This is a genomic window from Streptomyces sp. DSM 40750 (genome assembly GCF_024612035.1).
Taxonomy (GTDB): domain Bacteria; phylum Actinomycetota; class Actinomycetes; order Streptomycetales; family Streptomycetaceae; genus Streptomyces.
In genome coordinates this window covers 5,246,843-5,263,670 of record NZ_CP102513.1, presented here as the reverse complement: position 1 = coordinate 5,263,670, position 16,828 = coordinate 5,246,843, and the positions used below count along the sequence as shown (strand labels likewise).

The 16,828-nt window shown below is 70.7% G+C and carries 15 protein-coding genes; 10 read left to right on the top strand and 5 right to left on the bottom strand.

Annotation, left to right across the window (positions count from 1 at the left end; all coding sequences use genetic code 11):
* Positions 1-95: 95 nt before the first annotated feature.
* Both JIX55_RS23460 and JIX55_RS23455 read left to right on the top strand, forming a co-directional pair.
* Positions 96-3,386: an FAD-binding and (Fe-S)-binding domain-containing protein gene (locus JIX55_RS23460; protein ID WP_257565278.1), complete on the top strand. Its 3,291-nt coding sequence runs from the start codon at positions 96-98 to the stop codon at positions 3,384-3,386.
* Positions 3,387-3,634: 248 nt separating this feature from the next.
* Positions 3,635-3,865: a hypothetical protein gene (locus JIX55_RS23455; RefSeq protein ID WP_257565277.1), complete on the top strand. Its 231-nt coding sequence runs from the start codon at positions 3,635-3,637 to the stop codon at positions 3,863-3,865.
* A gap of 84 nt (positions 3,866-3,949) precedes the next feature.
* Here the strand turns inward: JIX55_RS23455 and JIX55_RS23450 are convergent, their stop codons facing one another.
* Complete coding sequence (locus tag JIX55_RS23450) at positions 3,950-4,312, bottom strand: DUF952 domain-containing protein (RefSeq protein WP_257565276.1); 363 nt, start codon at positions 4,310-4,312, stop codon at positions 3,950-3,952.
* A gap of 268 nt (positions 4,313-4,580) precedes the next feature.
* Between JIX55_RS23450 and JIX55_RS23445 the strand changes: the two genes are divergently transcribed.
* Positions 4,581-5,675, top strand: coding sequence for a pentapeptide repeat-containing protein (locus tag JIX55_RS23445; protein ID WP_257565275.1), 1,095 nt, complete (start codon positions 4,581-4,583; stop codon positions 5,673-5,675).
* Between the two features lie 85 nt (positions 5,676-5,760).
* On the opposite strand, the gene JIX55_RS23440 is transcribed toward JIX55_RS23445, so the two are convergent.
* A complete protein-coding gene (locus JIX55_RS23440) occupies positions 5,761-6,081 on the bottom strand; it encodes a hypothetical protein (protein ID WP_257569451.1) in 321 nt (106 codons plus the stop codon).
* Positions 6,081-6,389, bottom strand: a complete 309-nt coding sequence (locus JIX55_RS23435) for a hypothetical protein (RefSeq protein ID WP_257565274.1) — start codon at positions 6,387-6,389, stop codon at positions 6,081-6,083. Before JIX55_RS23435 ends, JIX55_RS23440 begins: the two co-directional genes overlap by 1 nt.
* A 143-nt stretch (positions 6,390-6,532) precedes the next feature.
* Between JIX55_RS23435 and JIX55_RS23430 the strand changes: the two genes are divergently transcribed.
* The 3 genes from JIX55_RS23430 (at position 6,533) to JIX55_RS23420 (ending at position 8,173) form a co-directional block, all read left to right on the top strand.
* On the top strand, positions 6,533-6,796 hold the full coding sequence (locus JIX55_RS23430) for a GntR family transcriptional regulator (RefSeq protein WP_257565273.1): 264 nt from the start codon (positions 6,533-6,535) through the stop codon (positions 6,794-6,796).
* Between the two features lie 54 nt (positions 6,797-6,850).
* Positions 6,851-7,408 carry a GntR family transcriptional regulator gene (locus JIX55_RS23425; protein ID WP_257565272.1) on the top strand — a complete coding sequence of 186 codons (558 nt, stop codon included), beginning with the start codon at positions 6,851-6,853 and terminating at the stop codon, positions 7,406-7,408.
* Positions 7,409-7,570: 162 nt separating this feature from the next.
* A complete protein-coding gene (locus JIX55_RS23420; protein ID WP_257565271.1) occupies positions 7,571-8,173 on the top strand; it encodes a hypothetical protein in 603 nt (200 codons plus the stop codon).
* A 112-nt stretch (positions 8,174-8,285) separates the two neighbouring features.
* On the opposite strand, the gene JIX55_RS23415 is transcribed toward JIX55_RS23420, so the two are convergent.
* Complete coding sequence (locus JIX55_RS23415) at positions 8,286-9,020, bottom strand: IPT/TIG domain-containing protein (RefSeq protein ID WP_257565270.1); 735 nt, start codon at positions 9,018-9,020, stop codon at positions 8,286-8,288.
* Positions 9,021-9,423: 403 nt separating this feature from the next.
* Here JIX55_RS23415 and JIX55_RS23410 point away from each other — a divergent pair, with 403 nt between their 5' ends.
* A complete protein-coding gene (locus JIX55_RS23410) occupies positions 9,424-11,115 on the top strand; it encodes an IPT/TIG domain-containing protein (protein WP_257565269.1) in 1,692 nt (563 codons plus the stop codon).
* A 102-nt stretch (positions 11,116-11,217) separates the two neighbouring features.
* Here the strand turns inward: JIX55_RS23410 and JIX55_RS23405 are convergent, their stop codons facing one another.
* The gene (locus JIX55_RS23405; protein ID WP_257565268.1) at positions 11,218-12,162 is read right to left on the bottom strand and encodes an EamA family transporter; all 945 of its coding nucleotides are present in this window, start codon (positions 12,160-12,162) and stop codon (positions 11,218-11,220) included.
* Between the two features lie 246 nt (positions 12,163-12,408).
* Between JIX55_RS23405 and JIX55_RS23400 the strand changes: the two genes are divergently transcribed.
* The 3 genes from JIX55_RS23400 (at position 12,409) to JIX55_RS23390 (ending at position 16,799) form a co-directional block, all read left to right on the top strand.
* The gene (locus tag JIX55_RS23400) at positions 12,409-13,206 is read left to right on the top strand and encodes a TIGR03084 family metal-binding protein (protein ID WP_257565267.1); all 798 of its coding nucleotides are present in this window, start codon (positions 12,409-12,411) and stop codon (positions 13,204-13,206) included.
* Positions 13,203-15,020: an acyclic terpene utilization AtuA family protein gene (locus JIX55_RS23395; RefSeq protein ID WP_257565266.1), complete on the top strand. Its 1,818-nt coding sequence runs from the start codon at positions 13,203-13,205 to the stop codon at positions 15,018-15,020. Before JIX55_RS23400 ends, JIX55_RS23395 begins: the two co-directional genes overlap by 4 nt.
* 180 nt (positions 15,021-15,200) lie before the next feature.
* Complete coding sequence (locus tag JIX55_RS23390; protein WP_257565265.1) at positions 15,201-16,799, top strand: acyl-CoA carboxylase subunit beta; 1,599 nt, start codon at positions 15,201-15,203, stop codon at positions 16,797-16,799.
* Positions 16,800-16,828 lie beyond the last annotated feature (29 nt).

Below are 16,828 nucleotides of genomic sequence, written 5' to 3'. Positions count from 1 at the left end.
CCGGCCAACGTTCCCTTTGAGCGGCGCGCCGCCTTTCCACAAGCCACCCCGTCACCTCACGGTCACTGTCAGTGGTCAGGTGCATCCTGGGACGCATGACGGAACTCGGGGGCATGACGGGCCGTGGGGGCGCGAGCGCGCGGGTCGCGGCAGGTGACGCGGACGCGGCGGAGCTGCGGACCGCGCTGTCCGCCTCGCTGCGGGCGGCGGGCGTGCGCGGCGAGGCCGACTTCGACGCGACCGCACGCGCGCTGATGACCATGGACGCGTCCAACTACCGGCGCGTCCCGCTCGGTGTGGTCGCACCCCGGGACGCGGACGACGTCGCGGCCGTGCTGTCCGTGTGCCGAGAGCACGGCGTGCCGGTCGTCGCGCGCGGCGGCGGCACGTCGATCGCCGGTCAGGCCACGGGCACCGGCCTGGTCCTGGATTTCACCCGCCATATGAACCGGCTCGTCGCCCTCGACCCGGAGGCACGTACGGCCGTCGTCCAGCCCGGTCTCGTCCTGGACCGCCTCCAGGAGGCCGCCGCCCCGCACGGCCTCCGCTTCGGCCCCGACCCCTCCACCCACAGCCGCTGCACCCTCGGCGGCATGATCGGCAACAACTCCTGCGGCTCGCACTCGGTCGCCTGGGGCACGACGGCGGACAGTGTGCGCGAGCTGTCGGTGCTCGGGGGAAGAGGCGACGCACTGCGACTCGGGCAGGGCTGGGCAGGGGCTCCGGACGGCCTCCGCCCCCTGGTGGAGGGGGAGTTGGCGCGCCTGCGCACCGGCTTCCCCGACCTCCCCCGCCGTATTTCCGGCTACGCCCTCGACGCCCTCCTCCCCGAGAAGGGCGCCGACGTGGCCCGCTCCTTCTGCGGCTCCGAGGGCACGCTCGGGGTGCTCACGGAGGCGGTCGTACGGCTCGTCGAGGCACCCCGCGCGCGTGCCCTCGCCGTCCTGGCGTACGCCGACGAGAGCGCGGCGGCCGAGGCGGCCCCCGGCCTGCTGCCGCACCGCCCGCTGACCGTGGAGGGCATGGCCGCGGACCTCGTACCGCCGGGGGCGAAGGGGCTGCCGCGCGGTGGGGCCTGGCTGTTCGTGGAGACGGGCGGCGACACGGCCGACGAGGCACGGGCGCACGCCGACACGATCGTCCGCGCGGCGGACGCGTCCGACGCGCTCGTGGATTCCCTCGTGGTGACGGACGCCGCCGCCCAGCGTGCGCTGTGGCGCATCCGCGAGGACGCGAGCGGTACGGCGACCCGGATGCCCGACGGCAGGGAGGCGTGGCCGGGCTGGGAGGACTGCGCGGTACCACCGGCCCGACTCGGCGCGTATCTGAGGGACTTCCGGGGTCTGCTGCGGGCCCACGACCTGCGGGGCACGCCCTACGGCCACTTCGGCGACGGCTGCATCCACGTCCGCATCGACTTCGACCTCATGACCACCCCGGGCGTGGCCCGCTTCCGCCGCTTCTCCGAGGAGCTGGCCGAGCTGGTCACGTCGCACGGCGGCTCCCTCTCCGGCGAACACGGCGACGGCCAGGCCCGCGCCGAACTCCTGCCCACGATGTACGGCACCGAGATGGTCCGGCTGTTCGAGCAGGTGAAGGGAGTCTGGGACCCGGACGACCTCCTGAACCCCGGCATGCTCGTCCGCCCGGCCCCGCTGGACTCCAACCTCCGCTTCGCGGTCCTGCCACGCGAGCCCGTGCCGGTGGAGTTCGCCTACCCGGACGACGGCGGTGACTTCTCGGCGGCGGTGCGACGCTGTGTGGGCGTTGCGAAGTGCCGTACGACGGAGGTGAGTCCGGGTTCCGGAGCCGTCATGTGCCCCTCCTTCCGCGCCACGGGCCAGGAGGAGCACTCCACCCGGGGCCGGGCCCGCCTCCTGCACGAGATGCTGGCCGGCGAAGTGGTCACCGACGGCTGGCGCTCGCCCGAGGTACGGGACGCCCTCGACCTCTGCCTGTCCTGCAAGGGCTGCCGCTCCGACTGCCCGGTCGGCGTCGACATGGCCACGTACAAGGCGGAGTTCCTCCACCACCACTACGACGGCCGCCGCCGCCCGGCCGCCCACTACACGATGGGCCGGCTGCCGGTGTGGCTCCGCCTGGTCGCCCGTACGCGTACGGCCGGTCTGGTCAACTTCCTTGCCGGTGTACGCCCTCTGGCCGACCTGGCGAAACGGCTGGGTGGGATCGCGGGGGAGCGGGAGCTGCCGCGGCTGGCGAGGGTGCCGTTCGTCCGGTGGTACGAGCGGAGGCTCAGGGAGCAGGCCGAGCTGGAGGAGGTGGACGCGGCGGAGGCCGAGGAGCTGTTGGGGGATGAGCCGGTCATCGAGATCCCCTTCGGCGGTTCGGGCTTCTGGAAGTGGCGGAAGCGGGATGTCAGGGGCCGTCCCCTCCGCCCGGAGGAACTGGCGGACGCGCTCGCCGAGATGGGCGCCGACGTGGACTTCGAGGCCGCCGACGACTTCGAGGACGACGAGGACGACGAGGCACCGACGACGGTGCTGTTGTGGACGGACACCTTCACGGAATACCTCTCGCCGTCCGTGGGGCAGGCGGCGCTACGGGTGCTGGAGGCGGCCGGGCTGCAGGTGATCGTGCCGCCGACGTTCCGGATGAAGCGGAAGCCGGCCTGGCAGCGGAGGGCGGAGGCGGGCGAGGAGGTCGCCCTCACCCAGTTGAAGCTCACCCGCACCCTGTTCACGATGCGGCAGGGGAGGGTCTGCTGCGGCCTGACGTACATCTCGACGGGCCAGCTGGACCAGGCCCGCGCGGTGCTGCGCCGCACGCTCGACCTGCTCGAACTGTTCCTGAACCCCGTCCCGCAGTGGATGTTGGCCGAGGACCCGGATCTCGCCGTACCCCCCATCCCGATCGTGGTCCTCGAACCGAGCTGTGCCGCGACGCTCCGCACCGACCTGCCCGACCTGCTCCCCGACGATCCCCGGGCCCACCGGCTCGCCGCCTCGGTCATCACCTTCGCCGAAGCGCTGGAACGCCATGCGCCGGACTGGACCCCGCCCGCCGTGGACCGCCCGGTCGTCGGCCAGACGCACTGCCATCAGCACGCGGTCCTCGGCGACGCCCCCGACCGCCGCCTCCGCACCGCCGCCGGCCTCACCGGCGACCTCAGCGGCGGCTGCTGCGGCCTCGCCGGGAACTTCGGCTTCGAGAAGGGCCACTACGACGTCTCCGTCGCCTGCGCGGAGGACCAACTCCTCCCGGCGGTAAGGGAGGCGGCCGACGACGCGATCGTCCTGGCGGACGGCTTCTCGTGCCGGACGCAGCTGGAGCAGCTGGCGGGGAGAAGAGGGCTGCACTTGGCGGAGGTGCTGGCGGCGGGCTTGGCGGAGGAACAGCCGCAGCGGCCGGGGACCTCCTCCCGGTGACCGCCCCGAAGAACGTCCGGAAATGCACCCTTCGTTGCCGGAGGGGCGAAACAGCGGTCGCCTGCTGTTGGTTCCTGGGCGCCTGAAGCCCGGGAGAGGGCTACGGACGGCCACCCCTCATACCCCAGCCGTCCCCCAACCCCACAAGCGCTACACGCGGGGCGTCCCCGTAGGGCAGGCCACCCTCACATTCGCATTTAATGGGAACTGTCTTGCGAATAGGGGCAAATGGCGGACGGGGGAAAGCCATGGCTTCAGGAGTGCCCGGAAACAACGGCAATGGTGCGAGTCTCGGCGAGAAGATCGGCGGCTGCCTGGGGCAGGTGGGATGCTCCGTCGTCTTCATCGCCATCCTCGTGGCCATCGGAGCGTCCTGCGACTCGGACTCGGACAGCAACCCCGAAGAGGGGGACGTCTGCTACGACATCGGCGAGGAGGTGACGAACTCGGCGGGGGAGACGTTCAGGTGCGGGTTCTGATCGCAGGAGGGTGAAGAGCGACGCGAGGACCGCCGACATCCACGGCGTAAGAACCACGGAGTCGGCGCCCATCCGGCCGCAACCTCACGCACCCGCCCCGAGCCCCGCCGCGCGGCCCTCCTCGTCCCACCGGATCCTCAGGATCCGCACGACGGCGTCACGGTTGATGGGCCCGAACACATGGGGGAACAGGACGTCTGCCCCGACTCCCGGAGGCGGGGCGGGAGCGGCCGCCTCGAACTCCACCTCGGCGTCCAGCCGCCCCTCGTCGACGACCAGCACGTGCAACGGCTTCGGTGCGTCCCGATAGAAGGCGTTGACGACGGCCAGCGTCGTCGCTTCGTCGGGCGAGCAGTGAACGAAACCGTCCTCCGGGAGTGACGCGGGGGCGTACGGCCGGTCGGGGTGGGCGTTCCAGGCTTCGAGGGACACGACGTGGTAGATCATGGGCCGGTTATACAACAGCGGCCGGTGACGGCGACCGGCACGCGGCCGACGGCAGTCGCGGCCCCCACGCCACGTGACCCCTCCGCGCCGCGGCAACCGATCCCCGGCGCCGGGTCAGCCGACCCCCACCCGCGCGGCGCCGTCGCCCCCACCGCCGTACCTTGATCGATTTCCACCCGACGCCTAGGCTCCCGTGCCCATGGAGATCCGGGGGCGCGAACGTCGACCATGGCGAGACCGCCTGGCGGGGCGGCGACGGACGGCCGCCGTGGCCGTCGCCGGACTGGTGGGCCTCATCGCCCTCGGCGCGATACTCATCGTCCTGCCAGGCGTGGTGGTCGACCACGATCTCGCCGGGGCGACCGTGGACGCGCGGGACAGACTGAAGGCCGTGAGCGACGTCCGTACGACGTTGTTGCAGGCCATCGGTGGCCTGGTCGTACTCTTCGGCGCGTACGCCACATGGCGCCAGCTCCGGGTCAGTCAGGACGGTCTGCGCGCGACCCAGGAGGGTTACGTCACCGACCGGTTCAGCCGGGCGGTCGACCAACTCGGCAGCGACAAGCCGGACGTACGCATCGGCGGGCTTCACGCGCTGTGGCGGATCGCGGAGCACTCGGCGCGGGACCGCGAGGCGATCCTCTCCATCCTGGCCGCGTACCTGCGTACGCATCTGCCCTGGCCGCCCACCGAACCGGGAACCCCGGCGGCGGAGGCGCCGATCAATGACGTCGTGCCGTTGGAGATACGGGCGGCCGACGCCCAGGTGGCGCTGACCGGACTCGGCGTGTTGCTGCTGCACCCCCGGGAGCAGTCCTGGCTCAACCTGAGCGTCACCGACCTGCGACGGGCCGACTGCGACGGACTGTGGCTGACCTCGGTCAACCTCGATCGGTCCTGCATGGAAGCGGCGGGCCTCTACCACGCCAATCTGACCCAGGCCTCGCTCGTCTCCGCCAACCTGCGGCACGCCGACCTCAAGACGGCGATCCTGCGCCGCGCCCGCCTCGCCCTGGCCGACCTGCGGGGCGCCCGACTCGTCGAAACCGACCTGTGTGAGGCCGACTTCACCGAGTGCGACCTGCGCGAGGCGAACCTCCGCAAGGCCGATGCGTCCGGCGCCGTCCTCCACCGCGCCGACCTCCGCCTGGCCGACCTGCGCGGCACCGACCTGACCACCGCCGACCTCACCGACGCCCGCCTCACCGGAGCCCTCACCAGCGACCAGACCCGCTGGCCGCCCGACTTCGACCCCACCACGGCCGGCCTCGTCCCCACGGAAGACCCCGGCCCCGAACCTTCACCCCTCCTCCAGCCGCCTGGCATTACCACCCAACACCCACCTCTGCGCTCGATGCGGTGACCGAGCGGGGCTGATGAATGCCGTCGAGCGGGACAGAAATGCGAGGGCGGCAGGAACAGGGCCCGCCACCCTCCACCTCTTCCCTTCAATTCAGCCGCCGCAACCGCCGCCCACGACTCTCGGCGATCCGAAGTGCATCGCCGAGGGCCTCAGTCAACCTTTCGGCCAGGAAGCGGAGTTCGCCGCGAGGGGCGTCCGGGAGCAGGTTGTGGGTGTGGGCGAGGAGTTCCGTGCCCATGCCGAGCTGGATGGATTCGGTGGTGTCGGCGAGACGGGAGACCGGACCGCCTTGGTCGTCGGTGATGAGGTAGCAGGGCTTGCCTTCGGTGCTGGCCCAGGGGAGCAGGCGTACCTCATCCCCGGGACGTTCGAACGCTTCGGTGCCGGTTTCCGCTTGCGGTTCCATCACGCGACCTCCGTCCCATGGATCCAGTACGGGCCTGGCACGTCCAATCCCGCAGCCAACAGGGCAAGTTCACGTCGTCGCTGCCGTTGTTCGTATGCGGTGACGTACGGGCGTACGGCGATGGTGGCGGCGCCGTCGAGGGGGGTGTTGAGGCCATAGGGGCTGCGGTGGACGGGCAGTGAGGTGTCGAGGGCTGGGGGTGGGCTGGCCCGTTGAGGGTGGGGGCGGCCGGGAGCGGCTCGATGCCTACCGCTCGGCTTCGAGAGGAAGCCCGCCCAGGCGAGGAGGCGACCGATAAGGTCGGTCATGTCATTGGCTCCGTTCACAGTTCGCTGATGACCGCGCCCCCGGACGGCTCCACCCGTGGCGGGGGTTTTTCTGCACTTCAATCGCGGTCTACCGCAGTCTACTGCGGTCGCGCGGTCTACCGCAGAGTTTTAGCGTCCACCGCATGAGTACCGAGCTCGACCGCACCCGACCCGTCTGGCGGCAGGTCGCCGCAGCCATAGGGGCCCGTATCGTCAGTGGTGAGTACCCCGTGGGTGCCCGCGTGCCGTCCGTCGTCGAACTGGCCGCCGAGTTCGGCATCGCGACCTCGACGGCGCAGAAGGCGCTGGCCCACCTGAAGACGGAGGGCTTGATCCGAGCCGAGGTCGGCCTCGGCTCTTTCGTCGCCGAGCGGTCGGAGGAATCCCCGGAGCAGCGGGAGGCATAGTCCCGGACTGGGTGCGGCAAGGTTCGCAGAGAAGTCGGTCGTCCGGGAGGCTCCGTGAGCGCGAACAGCTGGGTCAGCACCTCGATGCCGTACCTGACCCCGCGGGAGAAGGGGCAGGGCGACGCCTGGGGTGCCGACGCGGCGACTCAGGGGCGCCGGGGCACCCAGCGGATTCTGTACGCCGGTGAAGTGGAGGCGCCCGCCGAAGTGGCGCGGCTGTTCGGGCTGGTCGAGGGCGAGAGCGTCGTCGTGCGCCGCCGCCTGATCCTCCTCGATGACGAGCCGAACGAACTGACCGACACCTATTACCCGGTCGACATCGCCCGCGGCACCCGCCTCGCCGGAACCGCGAAGATCCCCGGCGGAGCGGTCACGTTGCTCGCCGAACTGGGCCACGTCGGCGCCCTCGTCCGTGAGGACGTGACGGCCGACCTCCCGGACGACGAGGAGCGGGAGACCCTGCGGACCGCACCGGGAGAGCCGGTCCTCCGGCTGACCAGGGTCACCCTGGACCGCGACGACCGCCCCATCCAGGTCGACCGCATGGTGATGCCGGCGCTACGGCAGCGACTGCGCTACGAGATCGCGATCGCGATCGAGACTCAGGCCTAGTCTCGACCCCGGGCTCCCCGCTGTGGCGGTCTCGCGTGCGAACTGTGAATGGCCTGGATCGGCGTTGCCTACTCGGCGGTCGTGTTTTAGGCATGGGATCAAGAACTTCAGGTCTCAAGTACCCAGAAGTGAATTCGTAAGTGAAGGGATGGCCTCCGCCTCATGAACCCCCCCACCTCGAGGCCCAGGAACCTGCTGCGTGGCGCCCTCGCCGTCACCGCCGCCGGGCTCGCCGCCGTGGTTCCGCTGGCGGGAACGGCCGCCGCCACGCCGCTGACCGGCAAGGCGCAGCGGACCGTCACCACCGCCGACGGTGAGACCTTCCGGCTGCGGCTGAAGGCCGACCCCGTCGTCCTGCCCGCCGCCGGCGGCACCGTCAAGGTCAAGGGCGCCGGGTACAACCGGGAGCAGGGCATCTTCCTCGCCTTCTGCGTGATCCCGGACGGCGTCAAGGTCGGCGACCCCGCCACCTACACCACCCTCCCCGGCCCCTGTCTCGGCGGCCGTGAGGCGCAGGACGGGTCGTCGCGCCGCATCACCGACACCGGGACGGGGACGCCGGGCATCACCATCCCGTACGAGAAGGGCGGCTCGTTCCGTACGACGCTGAACCTCCGGCCCGAGATCGCCGACGGCAAGGTGTGCGGCGAGACCGTACGCTGCGCGATCGTCACCCGGGCCGACTTCACGGCGACTAACGAGCGGCTGTACGACCAGTACATCCCGGTCCACTTCGTGCCGGGCGGCGTGGCGCGCGGGCGCTAGCACCGGCCGGCATGCTCCAGGCAGGGTCGGCCATGTGTGGCCGCCCTGCCTGGCCCAACGGTTCATCTCAGGTGGAGGCTCCAGTAGCCCGGCCGTCCTGTCGTCGACCGGCTCAGCCGGGGGTGACGGTGTACGTGAACGACTGCGAGGCGTCGCTGCCTCCCGCGCTGGTGACGGTGACGGGGACCGTGCCCGTGCCGCCCGGGGAGTAGACGACGATGGTGGTGTCGTCGATGACGTTGTACGAGGTCGAGTCGGGGCCGTACGAGATGTCCACGACATCGCTCAGGTTGGTGCCGGTGATGGTGGAGGCCGTGCCGCCGTAGTCCGGTCCGGTGGTGGGGTCCATGCTGGTCACTGTCGGGGCGCCCACGTAGGTGAAGGTGAGCCCGTTGGTGGTACCGCCCTTGGTCGTGACGCTGACTGCCACGGTCTGGGGCGTAGTCACGGCCGGCACCGTGACGTTCAGCGTGGTGTCGTTCACCACGGTGGGAACGGCGGAGTTGGAGCCGAAGGACATCGACGTGGCGGTCTGCAGGCTCGAACCGGTGAGGGTGATGGGGATGCCGTCGAGCGGTCCCATGTTCTCACTGAGACTCGATTTGGACGGGGGAGTGATGTAGTAGTACCAGACCGGGGCTGATGTTCCGCCCGGCGTGGTGACGACGACCTGGACCGCGGCGTTGTTCGAGGGTGCGACAGCGGTGATCTGGGTGGCGCTGTTGACCGTGAAACTGGCCGACTTGGTTCCGAACTTCACAAGGGTGGCGCCCGTGAAGTTCGTTCCGGTGATGATGACCTGGTTACCACCTGCGGTGGGTCCCTGGTTCGGGTTCAGCGTGACCATGAGGCTTCTCCTTCGCGCTGGGTGCTTTTCTTTTCTGGAAGACGACCCCGCATGCGGGAGCACGAATGGGCCTACATGTATCGGCGCCATTTCGGTGAGTTGGGTTCTCACGCAGGGCATCCCTTGTACGAAAAGTGAAGCAGGCATTCCACGGATGGAGTAGGGTCCACATGATGCGTTGAGTGGTGAATACTAAAATATGAATTGCTTCCTGATGGCGAAAAGTGCGCCCGAGTGCTCCGGTTGACCACTTATATCGAGCCGCGATTGGTGGGACGATCCAGGGAACACATGGAATCGACTCCTGGAGCAACGGGCGTCAGGTTATTGAATCTCGGGGCATGAAATCCTCAACTCCCTCTGACACTCACCGAATTCGGGAGCCCGGTCGAGAGGAGTCAGCATGTTCGTCAGCAATGCCCCGCCGGCAGTCCAGGAACTCGGGAGCTCTCCGTCCGCCGTCTTGTCCGCGGTGGCCGAAACCGACACGATCCCGGTGGGACCGGCACCTCATTCCATCGCCATGCGGCCCGACGGATTGCGCTGCTATGTGACCGACTCGGGTGCCGACACGCTGAGTGTGATCGACACCGCCGCCGGCGCCGTCGTCACCACCATCGGTGTGGGGACCGGCCCGTGGGCCGCGGCGGTCGCCCCCGACGGCCAGCACGTCTACGTGACCAGGCCCGACTCGGGGGCCGTCGGCGTCGTCAGCACGGCGACCGACACCCTCGTCGGTACGGTCAGCGGCCTCACCGCGCCGCGCGGGCTGGCCGTCACCCCTGACGGGGCCCAGGTGTACGTGGCGAACTCCGGTGCCAACACGGTGAGTGTCATCAGCACGGCCACCCACACCGTCACCGGCACCATCACCGTGGGGAACAGCCCCCAGGTCATCACCATCCGCCCCGACGGTCTGCGCGCCTACGTCAGCAACTCCGCCGACGGCACCGTCAGCGTGATCAACACGGTCAGCAACGCCGTCGTGACCACCGTGACCGGCTTCAATGCCCCCTGGGGGGTGGTCGTCAGCCCTGACGGGGCCCAGGTGTACGTGGCGAACTCCGGTGCCAACACGGTGAGTGTCATCAGCACGACCACCCAGACCGTCACCGACACCATCACTCTCGCGAGCAGCCCGGTCCATGTCACCGCCTCCCCGGACGGGACGCTCGTCTACGCGTCGATGACCGGCGCGGGCTCCCTGACGGTGATCAACCCGAGCAGCAACAACGTCACCGAAACGATCCCGGGATTCGTCGAGCCCCACGAAGTGGCGACCACACCGGACGGGGGTTACCTCTATGTCGTCGACCACGGAGACAACACCGTCGACGTCCGCAGAAGGCCGGCCAGTATCTCCCCCAACAACGGCCCCCGTGGCGGGGGAACGACTGTGATCATCAAAGGCCGGGGCTTTCTCGGGACCACCGCCGTCCGATTCGGCGTCCGAAAGGCCAGTAGCTTCAGCGTGGTGAGCGACACCACGCTGACCGTCGTCACCCCTTCCGCCATCCGGTCAGCCGTACCGGTCACCGTGACCGCCAGCGGCGGAACAGCGATCATCGGTCATTTCTATTACCGTCGGCTGCCCGTCGTGAACACAGTCTCGGTCTCCTCCGGATCGACGAACGGGGGAAACGTCCTCACCCTCACCGGATTCCGGTTCGTCGGTGTCGAGTACGTACGCTTCGGCACCGTGCTGGCGCCCGTCACCGTCCTGTCGGACACCGAGCTCACCGTCACCGTCCCGCCGTCGGCCCTCGCCCGGACCGTCCCCGTCTACACGGTCAGCGTGGGTGGCGTGTCCAACAGCCTCTCCTACACCTACATCGGCACCGCCACGATCACCAGCATCAGCCCGACCTCGGGGCCGCGTACGGGAAGCCGCATCGTGAACCTCAACGGCACTTTCCTGTCCCAGGTCACCGGCGTCACCTACGGCGGCGTCCCGGCCCTCTCTTTCAAGGTCATGTCCCCCATCAAGGTCCAGACGGTCACACCGCCGACATCGACCCCAGGGCCCGTGGCCGTGGTCGCGACGACCTCCACTGGTGCGACGGCCTCGTCCCCCGTTCCGTACACCTACACCTGACGCCAGCTCCTCGGTGACCGGCTCGACGCCCCAGCAACAACAACAGCAGCAACAACAACAGCGACAGCGACTACCCCTCGCCCCAGCCCGAACCGCCGCGGCTCACCCCGCGACCCCCGCCTTCCCCCGTCCCACCTGCGTCCGCACCGCCCCCATGCTCGCCCCGATGACCAGGGCGATCGCGAGGGATTCCGTGGTGGACAGGGTCTGGTCGAGGATCAGGAAGCCGGCGGTCGCGGCGATCGCGGGTTCCAGGCTCATGAGGATCGCGAAGGTGGAGGCGGGCAGGCGGCGCAGGGCGAGGAGTTCCAGGGTGTAGGGGAGGACGGAGGACAGTACGGCGACGGCGGCGCCCAGTGCGATCGTCGTCGGGTCGAGGAGCCGCGTCCCCGACTCGACGAGCCCCAGCGGCAGGAACAGCACCGCCGCGACCGCCATGGCCAGTGCCAGCCCGTCGGCCTGCGGGAACCGTCGGCCCGTACGCGCGCTGAAGACGATGTACAGGGCCCACATCGCACCGGCCGAGAGGGCGAAGGCGACGCCCAGCGGGTCGAGGCCGCCGAAACCGCCCCCGCCGCCGAGGAGGAAGACGCCGCAGAGGGCCAGCCCGGCCCACACCATGTTCACCGCTCGGCGGGACGCCAGGACGGACAGCGCGAGCGGGCCCAGCACCTCCAGGGTGACGGCCGGGCCGAGGGGGATGCGGGCGAGGGCCTGGTAGAAGAGGCCGTTCATCGCGGCCATGGTGACGCCGAAGAGGATCACCGTGCCCCAGTCGGTGCGCGAGTGTCCGCGCAGCCGGGGCCGGCAGACCACCAGCATCACCAGCGCGGCGACCGCGAGCCGCAGCGTCACCACCCCGAGTGCTCCGACCCGAGGCATCAGCGTCACCGCCAACGCCCCGCCGAACTGCACCGATATCCCACCGGCCAGCACCAGCCCCACCGGCCCGAGGGAGCCCGGCCCGCGAGCGCCGCCCGACGTGGGGCCGGCCGGTGTCGTCGTGGTGGTGGCCGACGCGGATTGTTCAGCGCTGGGGAGTGTCACGGGAGCCGTCCAGGAAGAGCGGGGAGCGAGAGCGCTTCGTTCAATAGGGGAAACTTCGTAGTTCAAAGTAATGGACCAAGTCAGGTCTGTAAACCACTTTTGGGTCTTACGGGGGGTGGCGGGCGTACGGCCGTGAGGGCGCCGACGACGGGTGCGCCTCCCGAGATCCGTCCGCCCCGCCGGAAAGCCGCATCCGAAAATACAATCACGCTTGCTTGTTTCTGGTCCCGCTGTCATGCTCCCCCCATGGCCGACCCAACGCCCGTGATCGACGACCTCTGCGCCGAGAGCGAGGAACTCGACCTCCTCGTGGCCGAGTTGAGCCCGGAGCAGTGGGCGCTCGCGACGCCCGCCCCCGGCTGGACCGTCGCCCACCAGATCGCGCACCTCGCCTGGACCGACCGCTCCTCCGTGCTGGCCGTGACCGACCAGGACGCCTTCGCCCGTGAGGTCGAGACCGCGCTGACCTCGCCCGGGGACTTCGTGGACAACGGCGCGGAGGAAGGGGCTGGGCAGCCGCCCGCGCGGCTGCTCGCGGAGTGGCGGGCCGGGCGCAAGGCCCTGGCCGACGCCCTGCGCGCGGCACCCGACGGGGCGCGGTTCCCCTGGTACGGCCCGCCCATGTCCACCGCCTCCATGGCGACCGCCCGCCTCATGGAGACCTGGGCCCACGGCCTGGACGTCGCCGACGCACTGGGCGTCGCCCGGATCGCCCCCACCGGCCGGCTCCGGCACATCGCGCGCCTCGGCGTCCGCACCCGAGACTTCGCCTTCGGCGTGCACGGACTGACCCCGCCGTTCGAGGAGTTCCGCGTGGAACTCGCCGGCCCCGGCGGTGAGCTGTGGGCGTCCGGCCCGGCGGACGCGACCGACCGCGTCAGCGGCCCCGCCCTCGACTTCTGCCTCCTGGTCACCCAGCGGGCCCACCGCGCCGACCTCGCCCTCCACGCCGAAGGCCCCGACGCCGACCGCTGGCTGGACATCGCCCAGGCCTTCGCGGGACCACCGGGGGCGGGACGTGCCGAGAAGGGAACCGCCCGGTGAGCGTGCTCCGCATAGGCAACGCCTCCGGCTTCTACGGCGACCGCTTCGACGCGATGCGCGAGATGCTCACCGGCGGCGAACTCGACGTCCTCACCGGCGACTACCTCGCCGAACTGACCATGCTCATCCTCGGCCGCGACCGCCTGAGGGACCCCACCGACCGCACCGCCGGATACGCCCGCACCTTCCTCCGCCAGCTGGAGGAGTGCCTGGGGCTCGCGCACGAGCGGGGCGTGCGGATCGTCGTCAACGCCGGCGGCCTCAACCCCGCCGGACTCGCCGACGCCGTAAGGGAGTTGGCCGGGCGACTCGGCATCCCCGTCCGCGTCGCCCACGTCGAGGGCGACGACCTCACCGCCCTCCACCCCGGTAGCCTCGCCGCCCACGCCTACCTCGGCGGCTTCGGTATCGCGGCCTGTCTGCGCGAGGGCGCGGACATCGTGGTCACCGGCCGGGTGACGGACGCGGCCCTGGTCACCGGGCCCGCCGCCGCCCACTTCGGCTGGGGCCCGGGGGAGTACGACCGGCTCGCGGGCGCCGTCGTCGCCGGGCACGTGCTGGAGTGCGGGGCCCAGGCCACCGGCGGCAACTATGCCTTCTTCCACGAGGCCCACGAGGCCCACGAGGCCCACGAGGCCCACGAGGCCCACGAGGCCCACGAGGCCCATGAGGCCCACGAGGCCCATGAGGCCCACGGGTCCGCCCCGGCCGTGCGGCGGCCTCCCCTGGCCGTCGGCCTCCGCCGCCCCGGCTTCCCCCTCGCCGAACTCCACGCCGACGGAACGGCCGTCATCACCAAACACCCCGGCACCGGCGGCCTCGTCGACGTCGGCACGATCACCGCCCAGCTCCTCTACGAGACGGGCGGCGCCCGGTACGCGGGCCCCGACGTCACCGCCCGTCTCGACACCATCAGGCTCACCCAGGACGGCCCCGACCGCGTCCGTATCGAAGGCGTACGCGGTGAGGCCCCGCCGCCCACCCTCAAGGTCGGCCTCAACCGCCTCGGCGGCTACCGCAACGAGGTGACCTTCGTCCTGACCGGCCTGGAGATCGAGCGCAAGGCCGCCCTCGTCCGCGACCAGCTGGAAACCGCCCTCGCCGCCGCCAAGTCACGCCCGGAACACGAGAGTTGGGAACTGGTCCGCACCGACCACCCCGACGCCCCCACCGAGGAGACCGCCAGCGCCCTCCTCCGCCTCGTCGTACGCGACTCCGACCGGAACGCCGTCGGCCGCGCCCTCAGCGGAGCCGCCGTGGAACTGGCGCTCGCCAGCTACCCCGGCTTCCACGTCCTGGCCCCACCGGGAAAGGGAGCGCCCTACGGGGTGTTCGAGTCGGCGTACGTCGACCAAGGAGCCGTCCCGCACACGGCCGTCCTCCACGACGGCCGCCGGGTTCCCGTGCCCCCGGCCGCCGACACCCTCGTACCGCGACCGGTCGACGAGCCACCCCTCCCGGAGCCTCTGCCGGACGGGCTCCCGTCCCGCCGCGCACCTCTCGGCCTCGTCGCCGGCGCCCGCAGCGGCGACAAGGGCGGCGACGCCAACATCGGCCTCTGGGCCCGTACGGACGACGCCTGGCGGTGGCTCGCGCACGCTCTCACCACCGATCGCCTCCGCGAACTCCTCCCCGAGACCGCCGACTTGACCGTCACCCGGCACGCCCTCCCCAACCTGCGCGCCCTCAACTTCGTGGTCGAGGGCATCCTCGGCGAGGGCGTCGCCTCCCAGCACCGTTTCGACCCCCAGGCCAAGGGCCTCGGCGAATGGCTCCGCTCCCGCCACCTGGACATACCGGAGGTTCTCCTGTGACCGCCCGCCGCCCGGACTCTCCAGGGGTTCTCCTGTGACCGCCCGCCGCCCGGACTCTCCAGGTTCACCTGTGACCGCCCGCCGCCCGGACTCTCCAGGTTCACCTGTGACCACACGCCGCCCGAACTCTCCAGGTTCACCTGTGACCACACGCCGCCCGAACTCTCCAGAGGTTCACCTGTGACCGTCCTCAGCTCCGCCCTCGACCCGGGCGGGCCCGACCACACCGCGAACCGCGCGGCCATGCTGGCCAAGCTCGCCGAACTCGACGCCGAGCACGCGAAGGCCCTCGCGGGCGGCGGCGAGAAGTACATCGACCGGCACCGCGAACGCGGCAAACTGCTCGCCCGCGAGCGCATCGAGCTGCTGCTCGACCCGGACACGCCCTTCCTGGAGCTGTCCCCGCTCGCGGCCTGGGGCAGCGAGTACACGGTCGGCGCCTCCCTCGTCACCGGCATCGGGACCGTCGAGGGCGTCGAGTGTCTGATCACCGCGAACGACCCGACCGTACGCGGCGGCGCGAGCAACCCCTGGAGCCTGAAGAAGGCCCTCCGCGCCAACGACATCGCGCTCGCCAACCGGCTGCCCTGCATCAGCCTCGTCGAGTCGGGCGGGGCCGATCTGCCGTCCCAGAAGGAGATCTTCATCCCGGGCGGCGCGATCTTCCGCGACCTCACCCGCCTGTCCGCCGCCGGAATCCCCACCATCGCGGTCGTCTTCGGCAACTCCACCGCCGGCGGGGCCTACATCCCCGGCATGTCCGACCACGTGATCATGGTCAGGGAACGGGCGAAGGTGTTCCTCGGCGGGCCACCCCTCGTGAAGATGGCCACCGGCGAGGAGAGCGACGACGAGTCGCTGGGCGGTGCCGAGATGCACGCGCGCGTGTCGGGCCTCGCGGACCACTTCGCCGTCGACGAGCAGGACGCCCTGCGCCAGGCCCGCCGGGTCGTCGCCCGCCTCAACCACCGCAAGGCGTATGCCGATCCGGCCCCGGCCGCGCCCCCCGAGTACGACGCGGAGGAACTGCTCGGCATCGTCCCCGGAGACCTCCGCAGCCCCTTCGACCCCCGCGAGGTGATCGCCCGCATCGTCGACGCCTCCGACTTCGACGAGTTCAAGCCCCTCTACGGCACCAGCCTCACCACCGGCTGGGCCACCCTCCACGGCTACCCGGTCGGCATCCTGGCCAACGCCCAAGGCGTCCTCTTCAGCGAGGAGTCCCAGAAGGCCGCCCAGTTCATCCAGCTCGCCAACCAGCGCGACATCCCGCTCCTCTTCCTCCACAACACCACCGGTTACATGGTCGGCAAGGAGTACGAGCAGGGCGGCATCATCAAGCACGGCGCGATGATGATCAACGCGGTCAGCAATTCGAAGGTCCCCCACCTGTCCGTCCTCATGGGCGCCTCGTACGGCGCCGGCCACTACGGCATGTGCGGTCGCGCCTACGACCCCCGCTTCCTCTTCGCCTGGCCCAGCGCCAAGTCGGCGGTGATGGGCCCGCAGCAGCTGGCGGGCGTGCTCTCGATCGTGGCCCGGCAGTCGGCGGCGGCGAAGGACCGGCCGTACGACGAGGACGCCGACGCCGCCCTGCGCGCGATGGTGGAGCAGCAGATCGAGTCCGAGTCCCTGCCGATGTTCCTCTCCGGGCGGCTGTACGACGACGGGGTCATCGACCCCCGCGACACCCGCACCGTCCTCGGCCTGTGCCTGTCCGCGATCCACACGGCGCCCTACGAGGGCGCACGCGGTGGCTTCGGCGTCTTCCGGATGTGAGGGACCCAGTGACTGATGCGAAGGACCCT